Below are 15,689 nucleotides of genomic sequence, written 5' to 3'. Positions count from 1 at the left end.
ATTGAGCCATCGGAGCAGCAGTGGCGACAATTGGTTTTGTAATATTGGTTACTCGAATTGGCTATGGACAAAAATAGCTTATCTTGCATTACCTGAACATCTGTCATCATCAGGTATTTTCGTTTTATATTGTTGATAAAGAAACAAAAAATCAATATAATCATCATTGTGCCGTCCGGGGGGGGGAGTAGACCTTCGATAAAAGAGAACAACTGATAACGAATTTTAGGGACTTATTTGACAAGATGATTTGGCTGAATAAGTCTCAGATGGAGGAGAGTCTTAAAGGTTTTAAGCCTTCTGAAGTACATTGTATTGAATCCATTGGAAAAAATATAGATCCCAATGTAACAAAACTCGCGGAGTCCCTTTATATGACTCGCGGCGCCATCAGCAAATTAACGAAGAAGTTGATTGAAAAAGGCTTGATCGAAAGTTACCAGAGGTCGGATAACAAAAAGGAAATCTATTTTAGACTGACGGAGCAAGGGAAAGTCATTTATAAAGTCCATGAGGAACTGCACAAAGCGTTTCAAGAGCGGGATAAAGTTGTCTTTGAACAAGTAACAGACGAGGAATTCGACAGCATGCTTAGGTTTGTGGAAAATTACAGTCGTCATTTGGATGCTGAAATAAAGAAGCAAGGTCTAACAGTTCATTAAATCGCGATGCGTTTACTTGGATAAATCACAGGCATTCCGATTCTATTTGAGAACGGGATGTTTTTTTATGACAACTTTTTGTTGACAGGGAAATAAAATGGGTATATTTTTAGTGACAAGGAAACAATTTTTATCATCTGATATGAGAAAGGAGCATCGTATGTCAAAGAGTAAAGTAAAAGAACCAGGATTGTCCAAAGAAGTGCTTGCGGCTGCCTGGGCGATTGCCCTTGGAGCCATTGCGCCAATGCTGGATTCAACCATGGTGAACATCGCCATTGATAAACTAACGAGGGATTTCAACACGACGTTGGATACGATTCAATGGTCGATTACGGGATACATCTTAGCGCTTGCGATGGCTGTTCCTGTCTCTGGATGGATTGTGAACAAATATAATGGGAAGAGAGTCTTCGTAGGTGCGGTTTTCTCCTTTGGTGTCATTTCTTTGTTTGTTGGAATTAGTTGGGGTGTCACTGCTTTTATTTTCTTTCGTTTGCTTCAAGGATTTAGCGCTGGGATGATTACCTCGCTGATGTCCACACTTTTGGTGAAAACCGCAGGCCCAGAGAATGTAGGGAAAGTGATGGCCATTGTCAGCACACCGATGATCTTTGGACCTATCTTGGGACCTGTCATCGGTGGGGTTATCGTTCAAGGTGCGTCATGGCGCTGGATTTTCTTCATCAACGTGTTCATTGTTTTGATTGCTGCACCATTGATGATGAAGACGATACCTGACTTTGAGCCGTTCAAAAAAGACAGTAAACTCGATGTTTTTGGGATCATTGACTTGTCCTTCATGAGTGCAGTGTTGATTTACGGAATTACGAAGGCAGCGGATTATACGTCATTTAACAACAGCGAAACGATGCTATGCCTGGGTATTGGGTTTGCGCTAGCAGTTCTCTACCTCCTATATAACCGAATCCGCAAGAATCAAACAGTGCTTCCACTAAATTTGTTTGCACATAAGCGTTTCTCAGCATCCAGCGTCGGTTTGTTTTTAGCGAATATCGCAATCATGGGGCCCATGCTCATACTCCCACTATTCTTTCAGAACAGTCGCCATTTCACGGCAATCGAAGCGGCGCTTGCGCTAATTCCTCAAGGTCTTGGGATGCTTGTGACTCGACCTGTCATTGGAAAAATGATTGATCAGATTGGCGCGAAATATGTGGTCATCGTCAGTCTTGTTCTCTCGCTGATTGGATCGATTCCACTCATTTTTATCACTGACAAAACCAGTATGATTTGGATTTCCATCGTATTGTTCATCCGGGGCACCAGTTTCGGCGGAATTATGCTTCCGTTGACGAGTGAAGCTTATATAGGACTAGATGGCAAACAACTGCCGGAAGCCAGTGTCGGTATCAATATGATTGAGAACCTTGGTTCGAGTTTTGGAACCGCGGTTATCGCAACTGTTGTTGCCGCTGTCATAGGAGGATTGCATCCCACTGTTGCCAATGGGGTGAGAGGCTATCATGCGGGTTTTTTGGTATCTGTGATTGTCCTTGCGGGACTCTTCATCCCAAGTTTATTTCTTACACATAAAAAGAAGGCGTAACTTCCTCGCGCCTTGATACTGAAGTCGAACCTTGTCACGCTTCGTTGTGTTGACTCATACATGTCAATAAGCGGGCGATGAAATGAGGTGACTGCATGCGCGAGCTTTGGAATTGGGTGCAGGGGCGGCGCTTAAGTACCATGATTGTTGGCTTGTTAAGTGCCGCGAAGGTCATCACAGATGCTTTAGGATGGCATGTGATATCTGACCAAGAACTGAACGCGATAGCAAATGGCGCTGCGGCATTATTGACGGTGATTACGGTTGTGATGTCGCATGTGAAGCCAATTGCGGCAGCATCTGCGACGAATGTCGGACAGACAGGCCCAGCAGTCGAGGCGAGTGGGCAGGCACGTGATATTGGAAGTACAGATACTCTGGGCAGTGCAGGGAGTGGCGGGGGGCATTCGGCGGGATCGTCGGGAATTGATGATGCGTTGCTGAACCCGGAAATGGCGTCCGACGGATATGCGCGTCCGCCAAAGCTGTAATTTGTGTATATTAGGAAGGTGGGCCGCTCCTTGTGGGCGGCCATGTCGATGTTTGCGCCCTGCTAAGGGTGACGAAGATGTTGGAGGTGAAGCATGGCGACGACGGTAGAGACGAAGTTGGAAGTGCGTTGGGGCGAGTGTGATCCGGCTGGAATCGTCTATCACCCAGCCTATATTGATTGGTTTTCTGTCGCGAGAATGCACTTCTTGTCTGCGTATGGAGTACATTATATGGAGACGTTTCACGGTGGGGATATTCAAGTTGTGGTTACGGATGTCGCTTGCCAGTACATGAAGGCTTTGCGTGCACAACAAGAGATTACGGTCGTGGCGCAACTGGATGAATTGTCGCGCGTGCGGATGAGATTTTCGTATCAAGTGTTTGACGCGTCGGGTGCGTTGTGCGCGAAGGGGCACACGCGTCACGCGTTTGTTGAACATGGGTCAATTCGGCCAGTAAACGTTCAGAAAGTGGCGCCAGCGGTTTGGCAGAAGCTATTGGCGCTGCCGGTTGCACATCAGAATACATAGTGAAGATAGACTGGGTGCTTGTACCGTCAGAATGTTTGCGCCTGTATCGGCGTGTACCGTCACGTGTGCCTACACCGTTTGTGCACGAGGATGTGTATCTTAAAGCAGACGGTAATGGCACCTGGCTTTGCTTTCTCTACATGGTGGGCTCGGTGCTATAAGCCAGGTCGCACCATGTCATACCGTCGACGCGGTTTGCGTTGGCGGTTTTTGTTTTTATACAGAAAATGGGTATATACGGTCTGTCGATTCCTCATACTGTTGCTGGATTGCTCGTTTGTCCATGACAAGACGAGCGCTTCGGAAAGAATTTTGAAGGAAGGACTGGTGAACGTGCGCACACTCAACATGACTTCTGAGAACGCGTTCCCGGCCTTAGTTGACAAGCTCTCCAGTGTTAGAGGCGTGACCATTATCCATTCGGATAAAGGCCATCACGCGTTGTCCATCGGATATGACGAGCAGGTTGCCGAGGACCTGTGCAATGTGTTGACGACGTTTTTGTTCAGCGACTGGCTGTTCGCCTGGTTGCGGCTAGCGTTCAATCAGGAATACCGCCACCTTAGCGACGATGAAATTGAATATTTGACGTTGGTGCTGGTTCATGAGGTACGCGCGGATGAGTTAGTGCTGGGTAACCGCAGTTTTGCGGAGTGGTACGCGCGAACCAAAGCGGGGATGCGCGCCGTACTCACCACCGGAAAGGCGTTGTCAATGGAAGGTGTTGCGCGGTTTCGACTGCGGTGGTTTTTGAAATCGGTCACGGCGGCGTCACGGGAGCGGGTTCAGCAATTTTTGCTTGACCGCGAGTACGAGGAGTCGGTGGCGATGCTGCGCTATTTGCTCGAGACGCAACCGGAGACCGCGCAGGAGTTACACGTTTTTTCGGCACCTGACCGGGTGTGGATTACGGATGCTACTGGACGTCTCGTGCGCGATTCGGAGGTGACCGAGGCGGCGTTGTCGGAATCGACGGTTGATCTCAACAGTGAAGACCTGGCGATGAGCATTCTCATTACACGTTCACCCTGCAAAATTGTCTTGCACGATATGAATGAAGGGGCGCAGTGGCCAAGTTTTGCAGAGACGCTTGGTCGCGTGTTCGCCGAACGCGTGCAAAAGTGCAATCATTGTAGCACTTGTCAGCAGTTGAAGCAGGCGCAGTATATCTTACCTGTCGACACGTCAAGCGACTATCACCTGAAGCGCAACCACTGATGGTGCCCTCTTGACTGTCGGCGGATTCTGTCGTAATGTGCCAGTATCAATATCATCTTCGGATGCAATGCGGAAAGACGCGCTCGTAGGGTGGCGTGTTTCAGAGACGGATCGCCAAATGGCTGCAAGCGGTTCGCACAAGCGCTACGGGACACCACTTTCCAAGCAACCACTGGGGAGGATTTTCCGAAACAGTGGTCGGTACACCCCGTTACGGTGCAATGAGCCCATCATGCGCAAACGCGCGGGTATATGGTGGGGAAATTGGGTGGAATCACGAGCGACGTTCTCGTCCCATAGGGGCGAGGGCGTTTTTTATTTGCCCTCACTCGTGCGTTTGTACCGCCGATGATTAGTGGATTAAAGGAGCGAACATTGCGATGTCACAAGAGGTATCGATTCAATTAAAAGACGGGTCTGTGCGCTGCTTTGCGAAGGGCAGCACCTATCTTGACGTGGCGGCGGATATTAGCCCGCGCCTTGCCAAGGAAGCTGTGGCCGCCCGGGCCAATGGACTGGTGGTCGACTTGAAACGGGAAATTGAAGACGGGGTGGAAGTGGAACTGTTGACGCTCAAAGACAGCGAGGGCGTCGATGTCATGCGCCACTCGTGTGCCCACGTGATGGCGCAAGCGGTGGCGAGGCTGTTCCCAGGTACGAAGTTCGCCATTGGGCCGGTCATCGAAAATGGATTCTACTACGATTTTGCAGATCACGATTTTACGCCAGAAGATCTCCCGCGAATTGAGGAGGAGATGAAGAAGATTATCGCCGCGGATTATCCGATTGAGCGCGAAGTCATCTCTCGTGATGATGCGTTGAAGATGTTCCGTGAACGGGAAGATCGGTTTAAAGTGGAACTGATTGAAGATCTCCCGGCGGATACGACCATCACTATCTATAAGCAGGCTGAGTTTGTCGATCTCTGCCGTGGCCCACACCTGCCATCTACTGGCCGCATTAAGGTGTTCCAACTGCAGAATATCGCGGGCGCTTATTGGCGCGGTGACTCGAAGCGCGAGATGTTGACGCGCCTATATGCGGTCGCATTTGCCAAGAAGAGTGAACTGGACGAATATAACCGGTTGCAAGAAGAAGCGCGTGAGCGCGACCACCGCCGTCTTGGCAAGGAACTGGACATTTTCATGCTCTCGCCGGAAGTGGGGCAGGGATTGCCTTTGTGGCTGCCGAACGGCGCCAAAATCCGGCGGACTATCGAGCGCTATATTGTCGACCTCGAGGAGTCTCTTGGGTATGATCACGTCTATACCCCGCACCTGGCGAGCATTGAGCTGTACAAGATTTCTGGACACTGGGACCATTACCACGAGGATATGTATCCGCCGATGGATTTGGACAATGAGGAACTTGTCCTGCGCCCGATGAACTGTCCGCACCACATGATGGTGTACAAAAACCGTATGCACAGTTATCGCGAGCTTCCAATTCGCATTGCGGAGCTTGGCATGATGCATCGCTACGAGATGTCGGGCGCACTGGCGGGCTTGCAGCGCGTACGGGCGATGACGCTGAACGATGCGCACATCTTCTGCCGCCCGGATCAGATTCAAAGTGAATTTGAGCGCGTGGTCAAACTCATTGAGCGCGTGTACAAGGATTTTGGCATTCACGATTACTACCATCGTTTGAGCTATCGTGATCCCGCGAATACCGAGAAGTATGTACAGAACGACGAGATGTGGGAGACGGCGCAGACGATGCTGCGACAAGCCATGGACAATCTTGGCCTCGATTATGTAGAGGCGCCAGGGGAGGCGGCGTTCTACGGTCCGAAGCTCGATGTGCAGGTGCGCACGGCGCTTGGCAAGGACGAGACGCTGTCGACAGTTCAACTCGACTTCCACTTGCCGAACCGCTTTGACCTGGAATATGTAGGTGAGGATGGGAAGATGCATCGGCCGGTTGTCATTCACCGTGGAGTCGTCGGCACGATGGAGCGGTTTACCGCATTTCTCATCGAGCAGTACAAGGGCGCCTTCCCGGCTTGGCTGGCACCGACACAAGCGGTGGTCGCCTCAGTATCCAGCGATTACGCGGGATACGCTGAAGAAGTCGCGGAAAAACTGCGGGAACAGGGGCTTCGCGTACATGCGGATACACGCCCTGAGAAGATTGGGTACAAAATTCGCGAGGCGCAGATTCACAAAATCCCGTATACGCTCGTGGTGGGTCAACGCGAGGCACAAGAAGGCACGGTATCGGTGCGGCGCTACGCGGCTGGTGATCAAGGCAGCATGACGCAAGAGGCGTTCGCTCGCAAGTTGGCGGACGAAGTTGCAGCGAAGGAACTGTTGGTTGAGGCGTGATGACTTGGCTGGCGGTACCGCTTTACGTGGGGTTCAGTTGCTCACTTGACGAATTGCGTTTGCACCCCTAGAATAGGGGAGTGGATTGAATTACTTGAACCAAGCAGAAGCCTGCCGCTTCTCACCTGTTTGGCAATGCTGACGGGTTACCCTGGAAGACGAATAACGGTTCGTCTCCTCGATGACGAATTCTAGGGAGCGCAGGTGTATGCCTGCGCTTTTTTTGTCAGCGCGGTATCGGCTACACACTTTTGGAGGTGACATGAGATTAGCAAAGAAGGATATCAGGTGAATGATGGGATTCGTGCGCGCGAAGTGCGTGTTGTTGACCAGGAGAACGAACAGCTGGGCATTATGTCCTTGCGGGATGCTCTCCGGCTGGCGGAGGAGCGCAACTTGGATTTAGTCAACGTCGCGCCGAACGCCAAGCCACCTGTTTGCCGGATTATGGACTTCGGCAAGTTCAAGTACGAGCAGAGCAAGAAAGAAAAAGAGTCGCGCAAGAATCAAAAGGTCGTCCTTCTCAAGGAAGTTCGCATGACGCCAAACATCGACGAACACGACTTCAACGTCAAGTTGAAAAACGTGCTCAAGTTCCTGAAAGACGGTTCGAAGGTCAAGGTGTCCGTTCGCTTCCGCGGACGCGAAATTACGCACCAGAGCATTGGTCAAGAACTGCTTATCAGGCTTGCTAAGCAAGCGGAGGAACAGGCGATTGTGGAACGTATGCCACGTCTGGAAGGGCGTCATATGGTCCTGATTTTGTCACCAAAACAGCCGAGCGCGTAAACGCAAAAATACTTGTACCAAGGTTGTTCTGTGCATCTGCCGCTATGGCGATGTCGTGAGGACAACCATCTAAACGGAGGAACAGAAATGGCGAACAAGATGAAGTCCCACAGCGGTTTGAAAAAGCGCGTGAAGCGCACGGCTTCCGGTAAGCTGAAGCGCGCCCACGCGTTTGCATATCACAAGGCTGAAGCGAAATCCGCTTCCCGCAAACGCGGTCTGCGCGGTACGACACTGGTATCGGCGAGCGATTACAAGCGCATCAAGCAATTGGTGGCTTACAAATAATTTCCGCTTGCAGCAGCGGTTTTGTGTTCGTATGAATCGGTTCAGACATTCCGAGATTCAAAAGGTCGCGGAACCTCTGTGAACCGCCTACTAAGGAGGAAACATTGAGTCATGGCACGTGTTAAAGGTGGTATGGTGACGCGTCGTCGCCACAAGAAAATCCTGAAATTGGCCCGCGGTTATCGCGGTTCGAAACACACGCTGTACCGTACGGCGAAACAACAAGTCATGAAGTCCTTGATGTATGCGTACCGAGATCGTCGGGTTCGTAAGCGGGATTTCCGCCGTTTGTGGATTCAACGTATCAATGCGGCGGCCCGCTCCAATGGAATTTCTTATAACAAGTTTATGTACGGTTTGAAATTGGCTGGTGTTGAGGTCAACCGCAAGATGTTAGCTGACCTCGCTGTCGCAGACGGCCCTGCATTTACGCAGTTGGTCAACGTGGCTCGCGAGAAGCTCAACGCCTAAAGCGTATCCCGGTCAGTCCTGCTGACCGGGTAACCCGGTCAGTCCTGCTGACCGGGTTATTTTTCATGACAGTGCGTTGGTTGGATAAAATAAGGATGCTTGAGCAAGAGGTCAAGGAGGCAGTGTACGTGTACATCGAGTCGGCACAGAATTCCCGCGTGCGTGCTTGGAGCCAGTTGAAATCAAAAAAGGGACGTACCCGCCAGGGTCTTTTTTTGGTAGAAGGCCGCCGGTTGATTGACGAACTGTTTCGAAGCGCGTACGAGGTTGATGCACTGCTCTGGAATGTCGCGTCGGACGAGCTGCCTAATGAGTTGCGAGACCATCCGAAGGCTGCGGGTAAGGTGTTTGAACTCTCTCCATCCGCATTTGATCAGGTTTCAGACACGACGACCCCGCAGGGGGTCATTGCTGTGGCGAAAGTTCCTGTGGAGGACACAGCACATTTGGCGTCTCATGCGATTCTGTTGGACGGTCTGCAAGACCCCGGCAATGTCGGTACGTTGCTGCGGTCAGCCGAGGCGTTTGACTTTGCGACGGTCTGCTGCGGGACGAATACGGTTGATCCGTTTTCGCCGAAAGTAGTCCGCGCGACGATGGGTGGCATGTTTCGCCTTCAGCTATGCACGGATGACAGCTTGCCATTTGTGCGCAAATGGCGCCATCAGCATCCGGATGGACGTGTCATTGTCACGGCGGCGGACGCCGACGAGGTTTGTTATCAAACTGATCTCACAAAACCGACACTTGTGGTGATTGGCAGCGAGGCGTTTGGGATTCGCGAGGATGTGCGGGACGCCGCCGACCAGACTGTCTCGATTCCGATGAGCGCAGAGACGGAGAGTTTGAATGCTGCAGTTGCGGGTAGTGTGCTGATTTATGAGGCGTATCGGCAGCGGCGTTTACGAGGAAATTAATAGCGAAAAGTCAGTCAGGAAATTGCTGTGCGGGTGTCGGTTTCTATCGATGCCTTCGAAGGAGGGATGTAGGTGCAACGTAAAAAGCAACCCCTCTTTGACCTGCGGCGCAGTACAGCTTTGCTGGTGCTCGGCTTGTGTGAATTTGTGCGCGGCGCGTTGATATTTTTTATCATTCCGATGTACGTCCACAATGTCCTTGGCTACTCGACGGCAGCTATCGGATATGCGATGGCCGCGCACTACACGTTTGACACGGGACTACGGTCGCCAGCAGGGTGGTTGGTCGACAGGATAGGACAGCGAAATGTCTGTATGACACTGTTGGCCGTTGCCGGTGTCGGTTTATGGCTCGTGGTGAGCCAGCACGATTTTTGGGTGATTCTCATCGGGTGTGCGATGTTAGGCGTGGGTATGGCGGCGGTTTGGCCCGCTGTCATTGCCAGGGTGACAGACGGATTGACGAAGGACGCGTATGCTACAGCCATGGGCAGTGTCATGATGGCTTGGCTGCTGGGGGCGGGGCTCGGTGCGATTTGTATGAGTTGGCTGTTTGGCGTCCATGTGGCACGGGGATTCGCGACGTTGCTGGTCCTGTGGGCCGTCGCCTATGTTATCGCATTGTTTGTGATGAACCATTGGCGTCCGAGTGAAGCTGTGCGCCAGCGGACACACTTGACGGTTGTGCTTCGGGAAGTGAATAGTGTCAAACTGTTGTTTCCTGGTGTGTTTGTGCAAACGTTTGCCATTGGCGTACTGCTCCCGGTATTGGTGCTATACGCGAGAAATGTGCTCCATTTAGATGCCAGGATGTATAGTTATTTGCTCTTGACGGGCGGTGCGGCGGCGGTTTTACTGCAGGTGCCAATGGGGCGCTTGGTCGACCGGTATGGTTATCGCATGTATTTAGTCGGCGGATTTTTGTTGGCGGCCATCTCTTTGCCACTGATTGGCGGCCTACATCAAGTGCGGTACGTGTTTTTTGCCGTCGTCTTGTTTGGTGCTTCTTACGCGTTGATTTTGCCGTCCTGGAACGCGGTGGTGGCGCAATGTATTTCACCGGATAGGCGGGCGGTCATGTTTGGTGTGTTTATGACGGTGGAGGGTCTTGGAATGGCGGTTGGGCCAGTGTTTGGCACAGAGGTGTGGAACGTATGCGGCCCGAGTGCGCCATTTGATATTGCAGCCATCATCTTCTTCCTTATGAGCCTTCTTTATGGCATGATGCGATTGGACAAGCTGTTCCTCGCAACACCGCATCGCGAGTCGCCCCGCGTGAGTTGAGGGGGATTCTCGCGGAAGTAAATCAGGGTCTCTTTCAAAGGAGCGTTGGCATTGTGATTCATCCATCTTCATACATGTGGATTGCACCACTAGTGGCCATGATGGTTGCACAAGGGTTGAAGCCACTGTATCGAATGGCCAGATTGCGCACGTGGGATTGGCGGCAGGTGAAGAATTCAGGAGGGATGCCGAGTTCCCACTCGGCTGCGGTTACGGCGCTCGTCGTAGAACTTTGGCTGCGGTATGGTGGTTCGGACCCTGTGTTGGCCATTGGTATCTTCGTTGCGGGCGTTGTCATGTATGACGCGGCGGGTGTGCGTTGGCAGACGGGGCGACAGGCCGCTGTACTGAATCGATTGCTGCAAGATCTGCGTGGCCAGTCTGCAGAGCTCAATTCGTCATTGCACACGGGTGAAGCGACGTCGGATGGGGTGTCATCGCTCAACGGTATTCCTTCTCTGCAAGTGGTCAAGTCACCGTGGTGGTTGATTGATTGGCCGGTGCTCGATGAGCATGTGGGCCATAAGCCGACGGAGGTCGTCGGCGGCATTCTCGTCGGTATTATCGTTGGGCTCATCATTCACTGAAACAATCTGCATAGTACAAGCGCGCGGATACAACCCGCGCGCTTTTTTGTGTTGACTTGCTTGGTCCTTCGTCTGTTTGTCGTCTTCGCCACATACATATGCGTGTGAGACGTATTAGTCAGAGGAGGACCTGAGCTTGGAAAAGGGCCAGAATGTCGATCAGTGGCGCGAGTGGGACGCCTATTACAGCCCGTTTGACCCCTGTTCGCCCCGTCAGAAATATTATTTGATTCCGCCGGATCAGATGACGACATTTCAAAGCGCTGGTTTGAAACAGTATTCTCCGCACGAGGCATTGAAGCGGGGTACCTTGTGGCCAGATTTGTACAGTCCGTATCCGCGTGGGGCAAAGGAGGGTACTCGTTGAGTTCAGAAAAATCCCTTCCGAAGGCGTATTACCAGTATCTCCACGAATTACAGGCCGTTGACTTCGTCTTGGTCGAACTGTCGCTGTACCTTGACACGCATCGGGATGATACGCAGGCGCTTGCGCAACTACAGCAGTTTCAGAAGCGAAAACACAACCTCGTCGCACAGTTTGAGGCGTCGTTTGGCCCGCTTTACCAGTATGGGGAGAGCCAGACGGATGCAAAGCACTGGGCATGGGCCGACGCGCCGTGGCCTTGGCAGGTATGAAGGTACGCGCTTGAGGTACGGATTTCGTGTGGGGGTGAGGGTTCTTGTGGATTTATGAGAAGAAGCTGCAATATCCCGTGCGCGTCGGGAAGTGTGACCCGAGGCTCGCGAGGTTGTTGATTGAGCAGTACGGTGGGGCAGATGGTGAATTGTCTGCCGCTCTCCGCTATCTGAACCAGCGCTACTCGATTCCCGATAGGGTGATTGGGTTGTTGACTGACATCGGTACCGAGGAGTTCGCACACCTCGAGATGATAGCCACGATGGTCTACAAGTTGACAAAGGACGCTTCGCCAGAACAAATGAAGGCGGCTGGGTTAGCCGATCACTACGTCAACCATGACCGCGCGCTCTACTATCACGACGCAGCAGGCGTTCCTTGGACATCCGCTTATATTCAGGCGAAGGGAGACCCGATTGCAGATTTGTACGAAGACATTGCGGCTGAGGAAAAAGCACGTGCGACGTATCAGTGGATTATCGATAACACAGATGACCCGGATATTATGGATGCCCTCAAGTTTCTTCGTGAGCGCGAGATTGTCCACGCGCTTCGCTTCCGCGAGGCTGTCGAGCTTTTGAAGGAACATCGAGAGCAGAAAAAAGTCTTTTGATGAACCCTGGATGGGCCGTGACCGTTTATTGCCGTCCCTGGTCACGGCCGGCTGGGTGTCATAACACCGATTTGGGCGGACAAGCCTCCGTGTGACTGAAGACGTTTTGGAAGATAGCCAAATCTGCAAAGAGCTGACCACATAGGAGATGGTCAGATGGTTCAGGGATATGTTTAAATGGCAGAAAGATGGCGCTTTCATTTGCAGGGGTTACATAGCGCACGTGAGGAGGTACAAAATGATTCAGTCATTGGGTCACGTTGCACTGACCGTGGAAGACATGGACGCGTCGCTCGCATTTTACTGCGACGTTTTGGGTTGTGAGAAGGCATTTGAGATTCATCGGGAAGATCAGACACCGTGGATTGTCTATGTTCGCGTACCAGATGGGCGCTTTATTGAACTGTTTTACGGAGGCGTCGTGAGAACGCCGGCAAATGAGCGCAGTATTGGCTTTAATCACTTGTGTTTCGAGGTGGAGAATGTGGCATCTGTCGCACAGTCGTTGACTGCGGCTGGCGCACCGCTCGACATCCCGCCACAACAGGGGCTCGATTTGAACTATCAATGCTGGACACACGACCCCGATGGGAATCGTATTGAGTTCATGCAAATCCACCCGGATTCGCCGCAGGCGAAAGCGCGGCGCGCATTGGCTGAAAAGAAGTAACTGTCCGCAAAGGAGAATTTGTGTGAAACCTTGTTTACATCCCTCCATCGTGACGACGGATTCGCTCGAATCTTATCTCGTTCTTGCACAACGCTGTCATTACCGCTATGTCGACGTCGATTTTCGCTGGATCGAAGAAGCGGCTTCACGACAAAGTATCGTCCATGTGCAGCAGCTGTTTGAGTCGCACGGCGTCGAACTGGCGAGCTTTGGGTTGCCCGTCGCCGTGTATGGAGACGAAACGGCGTTTCAAGCGACACTTTCGCAGTTGCCGGAGGTAGCCCGGAACGCGCTTCGCCTCGGGGCGACGCGTTGTGTCACCTGGTTGTGGCCGTCTGTCGACGAACGCCCCATTCTGTATGGAAGTCGATTGGCTGTCCGTTTGCGCGCTTGCGCCGACGTCCTGGCGCCATTTGGCATTCGTTTGGGGCTGGAGTTTGTCGGTCCCCATCACCTCCGGACAAAACCGTACCCATTTGTTTGGAATCTGCAGGATTTGCGCGCCTATCTCGATGCGATTGGCGCAGCAAACGCAGGGATTTTGTTGGATAGTTACCACTGCTACACGGCGGAAGTGCCGATGGCCGAGCTGTTGACGCTCGAAGCACATGAAATTGTCCATGTGCACGTCAACGACGCGTCATTGCCACCAAATGAGGCGCATGACCAGGAACGTTGTCTGCCTGGAGACGGGCAAATAGATTTGCAAGGGTTTGTCGCGGCACTTGAACACATCGGGTACACAGGGCCGCTGTCGTTGGAGGTGCTCCATCAGGCACCATTGCCAGGAGGGGATGAAGACATCGCCAAGCGGATGTACGAAACATTGAACCAATTCATCGCGCACGCGAGGGAGGAGTCGATTGGCCGTGGCTAATCTTGCGCTTCAGTTGTATACACTTCGAGACTTGTTAGAGAAAGACTTCACGGGGACGCTTCGCAAAGTTGCAGATATTGGTTATCAAGCTGTCGAGTTGCACACGTACGGGGGGCTTACACCGGTTCAGTTGCGAAATCTACTTGATGATCTCGGCCTACAAGCAGTATCGGCACACGTGGCGCTGGCGCGGATTGAGTCAGAGCTTGGCAACGTGGTGGAAGAAGCGAAGACCATCGGGTTTCAGTATATTGTCGTGCCGTGGCTTCCACCCGAACGTCGGCAGACCAAGGAGGATTACGAGAAGCTGATTGCCACCCTTGCCCACGCTGGAGATGAATTGGCACAGGCTGGGTTACAACTTGTCTATCACAATCACGACTTTGAATTTACGAAATTTGACGGAGAGTTCATGCTTGACACACTGTTTGCGAAGACCGATGCAAAGCGCGTGCAAGCGGAACTGGACCTGTATTGGATTCATCGAGCCGGAGCGGATCCAGTGGCATATATCAACAAATACGCTGGACGGTTGGACCTGCTTCATATGAAGGATGCGTCGGCGGCGGATGGTTCATTTGCAGAAGTTGGTCAAGGCGTTTTGGACTGGGACAAGATTATCGCTGCAGCCAAGGACGCGGGTGTGAAGTGGTATATCGTTGAACAGGATGTCTGCAAAACGGATGCGCTTGCGTGTATCCAAACGAGCTTTGCGTTTTTGCAACATCGCGTCTGACCACAAGCGGGCGCCACGATACTTCGATAGGAGCGTGACATGCGATGAAGTTGGGGATTTTTACGGTTTTGTTCGGTGACAAGACGTTTGATGAAATGCTCGATTATGTAGCGGCAAGCGGTTTACAGACGGTGGAGATTGGCACAGGCGGGTCACCGGGTGACCGCTTTTGCAACCGCAAGGAACTGCTTCAAAGCGCGGAGAAGCGCAAGGCGTTTCTCGACAGTATTGCGCGGCGCAATTTGGAAATCAGCGCGCTCAGTTGTCATGGCAATCCATTGCACCCGGACAAAGCCATCGCGCAGGAGGCGCACGAGACATTCCAGGAGACGGTGTTGCTTGCAGAACTGCTTGGGGTTCCGAATGTCGTTACGTTTTCTGGGTGCCCGGGTGAATCGGAAACGTCGAAGCATTCGGTTTGGGTGACCTGCCCGTGGCCCACGGAACATAGTGAAATTCTCAAATGGCAGTGGGAAGAAAAAGTGATTCCGTACTGGCGGGCGCAAAATCAATTTCTCAAAGATCACCATGTGCGGGTGGCTATTGAAGCGCACCCGGGGTTTGTCGTCTACAACACGGAGACGATGCTGCGCTTGCGCAGTGCGTGTGGTGAGCAGATTGGCGTCAATTTCGACCCAAGTCACTTGTTCTGGCAGGGGATGGATCCAGCCCTGTGCATCAAACGCCTGGCCGAGGCGGAGTGCATTTTCCATGTTCACGCGAAGGATACCGCCATTAACCCTTACAATACCGCGGAGAACGGCGTGCTGGACGTGAAACCGTACCAGGACGAAAATATCCGTTCCTGGATTTTTCGGACGGTGGGATATGGGCACGGCGAGGAAGTCTGGCGCAACATTATCAGCGCGTTGCAACTGGCCGGATATGATGGCGCCATCAGTATCGAACACGAGGACAGCTTGATGTCGATTGAAGAAGGTTTTGAAAAGGCAGTTCAGTTTTTACAACCTATCCTCATTCGCAAAAAATTGGATAACATCTGGTGGGCATAAGGGAGCGA

General features: G+C 52.2%; 19 protein-coding genes. All 19 read left to right on the top strand.

Features of this window, described 5'->3' with window-relative positions; genetic code table 11:
- Window positions 1–245: 245 nt before the first annotated feature.
- The 19 genes from J3482_RS08545 (at window position 246) to J3482_RS08455 (ending at window position 15,681) form a co-directional block, all read left to right on the top strand.
- Window positions 246–662: a MarR family transcriptional regulator gene (locus tag J3482_RS08545; protein ID WP_146821058.1), complete on the top strand. Its 417-nt coding sequence runs from the start codon at window positions 246–248 to the stop codon at window positions 660–662.
- A 160-nt stretch (window positions 663–822) separates the two neighbouring features.
- Window positions 823–2,232, top strand: coding sequence for a DHA2 family efflux MFS transporter permease subunit (locus J3482_RS08540; protein ID WP_206922280.1), 1,410 nt, complete (start codon window positions 823–825; stop codon window positions 2,230–2,232).
- A gap of 95 nt (window positions 2,233–2,327) precedes the next feature.
- A complete protein-coding gene (locus J3482_RS08535) occupies window positions 2,328–2,723 on the top strand; it encodes a hypothetical protein (protein WP_146821054.1) in 396 nt (131 codons plus the stop codon).
- Between the two features lie 93 nt (window positions 2,724–2,816).
- A complete protein-coding gene (locus J3482_RS08530) occupies window positions 2,817–3,254 on the top strand; it encodes an acyl-CoA thioesterase (RefSeq protein WP_146821053.1) in 438 nt (145 codons plus the stop codon).
- Between the two features lie 327 nt (window positions 3,255–3,581).
- Window positions 3,582–4,472, top strand: coding sequence for a sporulation protein YtxC (gene ytxC / locus J3482_RS08525; protein ID WP_206922279.1), 891 nt, complete (start codon window positions 3,582–3,584; stop codon window positions 4,470–4,472).
- A gap of 380 nt (window positions 4,473–4,852) precedes the next feature.
- On the top strand, window positions 4,853–6,799 hold the full coding sequence (gene thrS / locus J3482_RS08520; protein ID WP_146821049.1) for a threonine--tRNA ligase: 1,947 nt from the start codon (window positions 4,853–4,855) through the stop codon (window positions 6,797–6,799).
- Between the two features lie 288 nt (window positions 6,800–7,087).
- On the top strand, window positions 7,088–7,588 hold the full coding sequence (gene infC / locus J3482_RS08515; protein ID WP_021294761.1) for a translation initiation factor IF-3: 501 nt from the start codon (window positions 7,088–7,090) through the stop codon (window positions 7,586–7,588).
- Between the two features lie 87 nt (window positions 7,589–7,675).
- Window positions 7,676–7,876, top strand: coding sequence for a 50S ribosomal protein L35 (gene rpmI, locus J3482_RS08510; RefSeq protein WP_021294762.1), 201 nt, complete (start codon window positions 7,676–7,678; stop codon window positions 7,874–7,876).
- 111 nt (window positions 7,877–7,987) lie between these two features.
- Complete coding sequence (rplT, locus tag J3482_RS08505) at window positions 7,988–8,347, top strand: 50S ribosomal protein L20 (protein WP_021294763.1); 360 nt, start codon at window positions 7,988–7,990, stop codon at window positions 8,345–8,347.
- Between the two features lie 128 nt (window positions 8,348–8,475).
- A complete protein-coding gene (locus tag J3482_RS08500; RefSeq protein ID WP_328702220.1) occupies window positions 8,476–9,264 on the top strand; it encodes a TrmH family RNA methyltransferase in 789 nt (262 codons plus the stop codon).
- A gap of 72 nt (window positions 9,265–9,336) precedes the next feature.
- Complete coding sequence (locus J3482_RS08495; protein WP_146821045.1) at window positions 9,337–10,548, top strand: MFS transporter; 1,212 nt, start codon at window positions 9,337–9,339, stop codon at window positions 10,546–10,548.
- 53 nt (window positions 10,549–10,601) lie between these two features.
- Window positions 10,602–11,135 (top strand): divergent PAP2 family protein, encoded by a 534-nt coding sequence (locus tag J3482_RS08490; protein WP_146821043.1) that lies wholly within the window; start codon window positions 10,602–10,604, stop codon window positions 11,133–11,135.
- A gap of 136 nt (window positions 11,136–11,271) precedes the next feature.
- On the top strand, window positions 11,272–11,502 hold the full coding sequence (locus J3482_RS08485; protein ID WP_146821041.1) for a spore coat associated protein CotJA: 231 nt from the start codon (window positions 11,272–11,274) through the stop codon (window positions 11,500–11,502).
- Entirely contained in the window at window positions 11,499–11,771 is a 273-nt protein-coding gene (locus J3482_RS08480; RefSeq protein WP_021298531.1) for a spore coat protein CotJB, read from the top strand. Before J3482_RS08485 ends, J3482_RS08480 begins: the two co-directional genes overlap by 4 nt.
- 44 nt (window positions 11,772–11,815) lie before the next feature.
- On the top strand, window positions 11,816–12,385 hold the full coding sequence (locus tag J3482_RS08475) for a manganese catalase family protein (protein WP_146821039.1): 570 nt from the start codon (window positions 11,816–11,818) through the stop codon (window positions 12,383–12,385).
- Between the two features lie 238 nt (window positions 12,386–12,623).
- Window positions 12,624–13,055: a VOC family protein gene (locus J3482_RS08470; RefSeq protein WP_146821037.1), complete on the top strand. Its 432-nt coding sequence runs from the start codon at window positions 12,624–12,626 to the stop codon at window positions 13,053–13,055.
- A gap of 22 nt (window positions 13,056–13,077) precedes the next feature.
- Window positions 13,078–13,932, top strand: coding sequence for a sugar phosphate isomerase/epimerase family protein (locus J3482_RS08465; protein WP_146821035.1), 855 nt, complete (start codon window positions 13,078–13,080; stop codon window positions 13,930–13,932).
- On the top strand, window positions 13,925–14,668 hold the full coding sequence (locus J3482_RS08460) for a sugar phosphate isomerase/epimerase family protein (RefSeq protein WP_206922285.1): 744 nt from the start codon (window positions 13,925–13,927) through the stop codon (window positions 14,666–14,668). Before J3482_RS08465 ends, J3482_RS08460 begins: the two co-directional genes overlap by 8 nt.
- Before the next feature lie 44 nt (window positions 14,669–14,712).
- The gene (locus tag J3482_RS08455) at window positions 14,713–15,681 is read left to right on the top strand and encodes a sugar phosphate isomerase/epimerase family protein (protein WP_146821031.1); all 969 of its coding nucleotides are present in this window, start codon (window positions 14,713–14,715) and stop codon (window positions 15,679–15,681) included.
- Window positions 15,682–15,689 lie beyond the last annotated feature (8 nt).

This window comes from Alicyclobacillus suci (assembly GCF_017329615.1).
GTDB classification, from domain to species: Bacteria; Bacillota; Bacilli; order Alicyclobacillales; family Alicyclobacillaceae; genus Alicyclobacillus; species Alicyclobacillus suci.
Note: the sequence above shows the minus strand (reverse complement) of the source record. Positions and strands in the feature narration are given on the sequence as shown.

Bases quoted from the DNA above. Each gene is read 5' to 3' on its own strand.
- rplT (WP_021294763.1), top strand. From the start codon at position 7,988: ATGGCACGTGTTAAAGGTGGTATGGTGACGCGTCGTCGCCACAAGAAA.
- J3482_RS08470 (WP_146821037.1), top strand. From the start codon at position 12,624: ATGATTCAGTCATTGGGTCACGTTGCACTGACCGTGGAAGACATGGAC.
- J3482_RS08535 (WP_146821054.1), top strand. From the start codon at position 2,328: ATGCGCGAGCTTTGGAATTGGGTGCAGGGGCGGCGCTTAAGTACCATG.
- J3482_RS08545 (WP_146821058.1), top strand. From the start codon at position 246: ATGATTTGGCTGAATAAGTCTCAGATGGAGGAGAGTCTTAAAGGTTTT.
- J3482_RS08455 (WP_146821031.1), top strand. From the start codon at position 14,713: ATGAAGTTGGGGATTTTTACGGTTTTGTTCGGTGACAAGACGTTTGAT.
- rpmI (WP_021294762.1), top strand. From the start codon at position 7,676: ATGGCGAACAAGATGAAGTCCCACAGCGGTTTGAAAAAGCGCGTGAAG.
- J3482_RS08530 (WP_146821053.1), top strand. From the start codon at position 2,817: ATGGCGACGACGGTAGAGACGAAGTTGGAAGTGCGTTGGGGCGAGTGT.
- thrS (WP_146821049.1), top strand. From the start codon at position 4,853: ATGTCACAAGAGGTATCGATTCAATTAAAAGACGGGTCTGTGCGCTGC.
- J3482_RS08540 (WP_206922280.1), top strand. From the start codon at position 823: ATGTCAAAGAGTAAAGTAAAAGAACCAGGATTGTCCAAAGAAGTGCTT.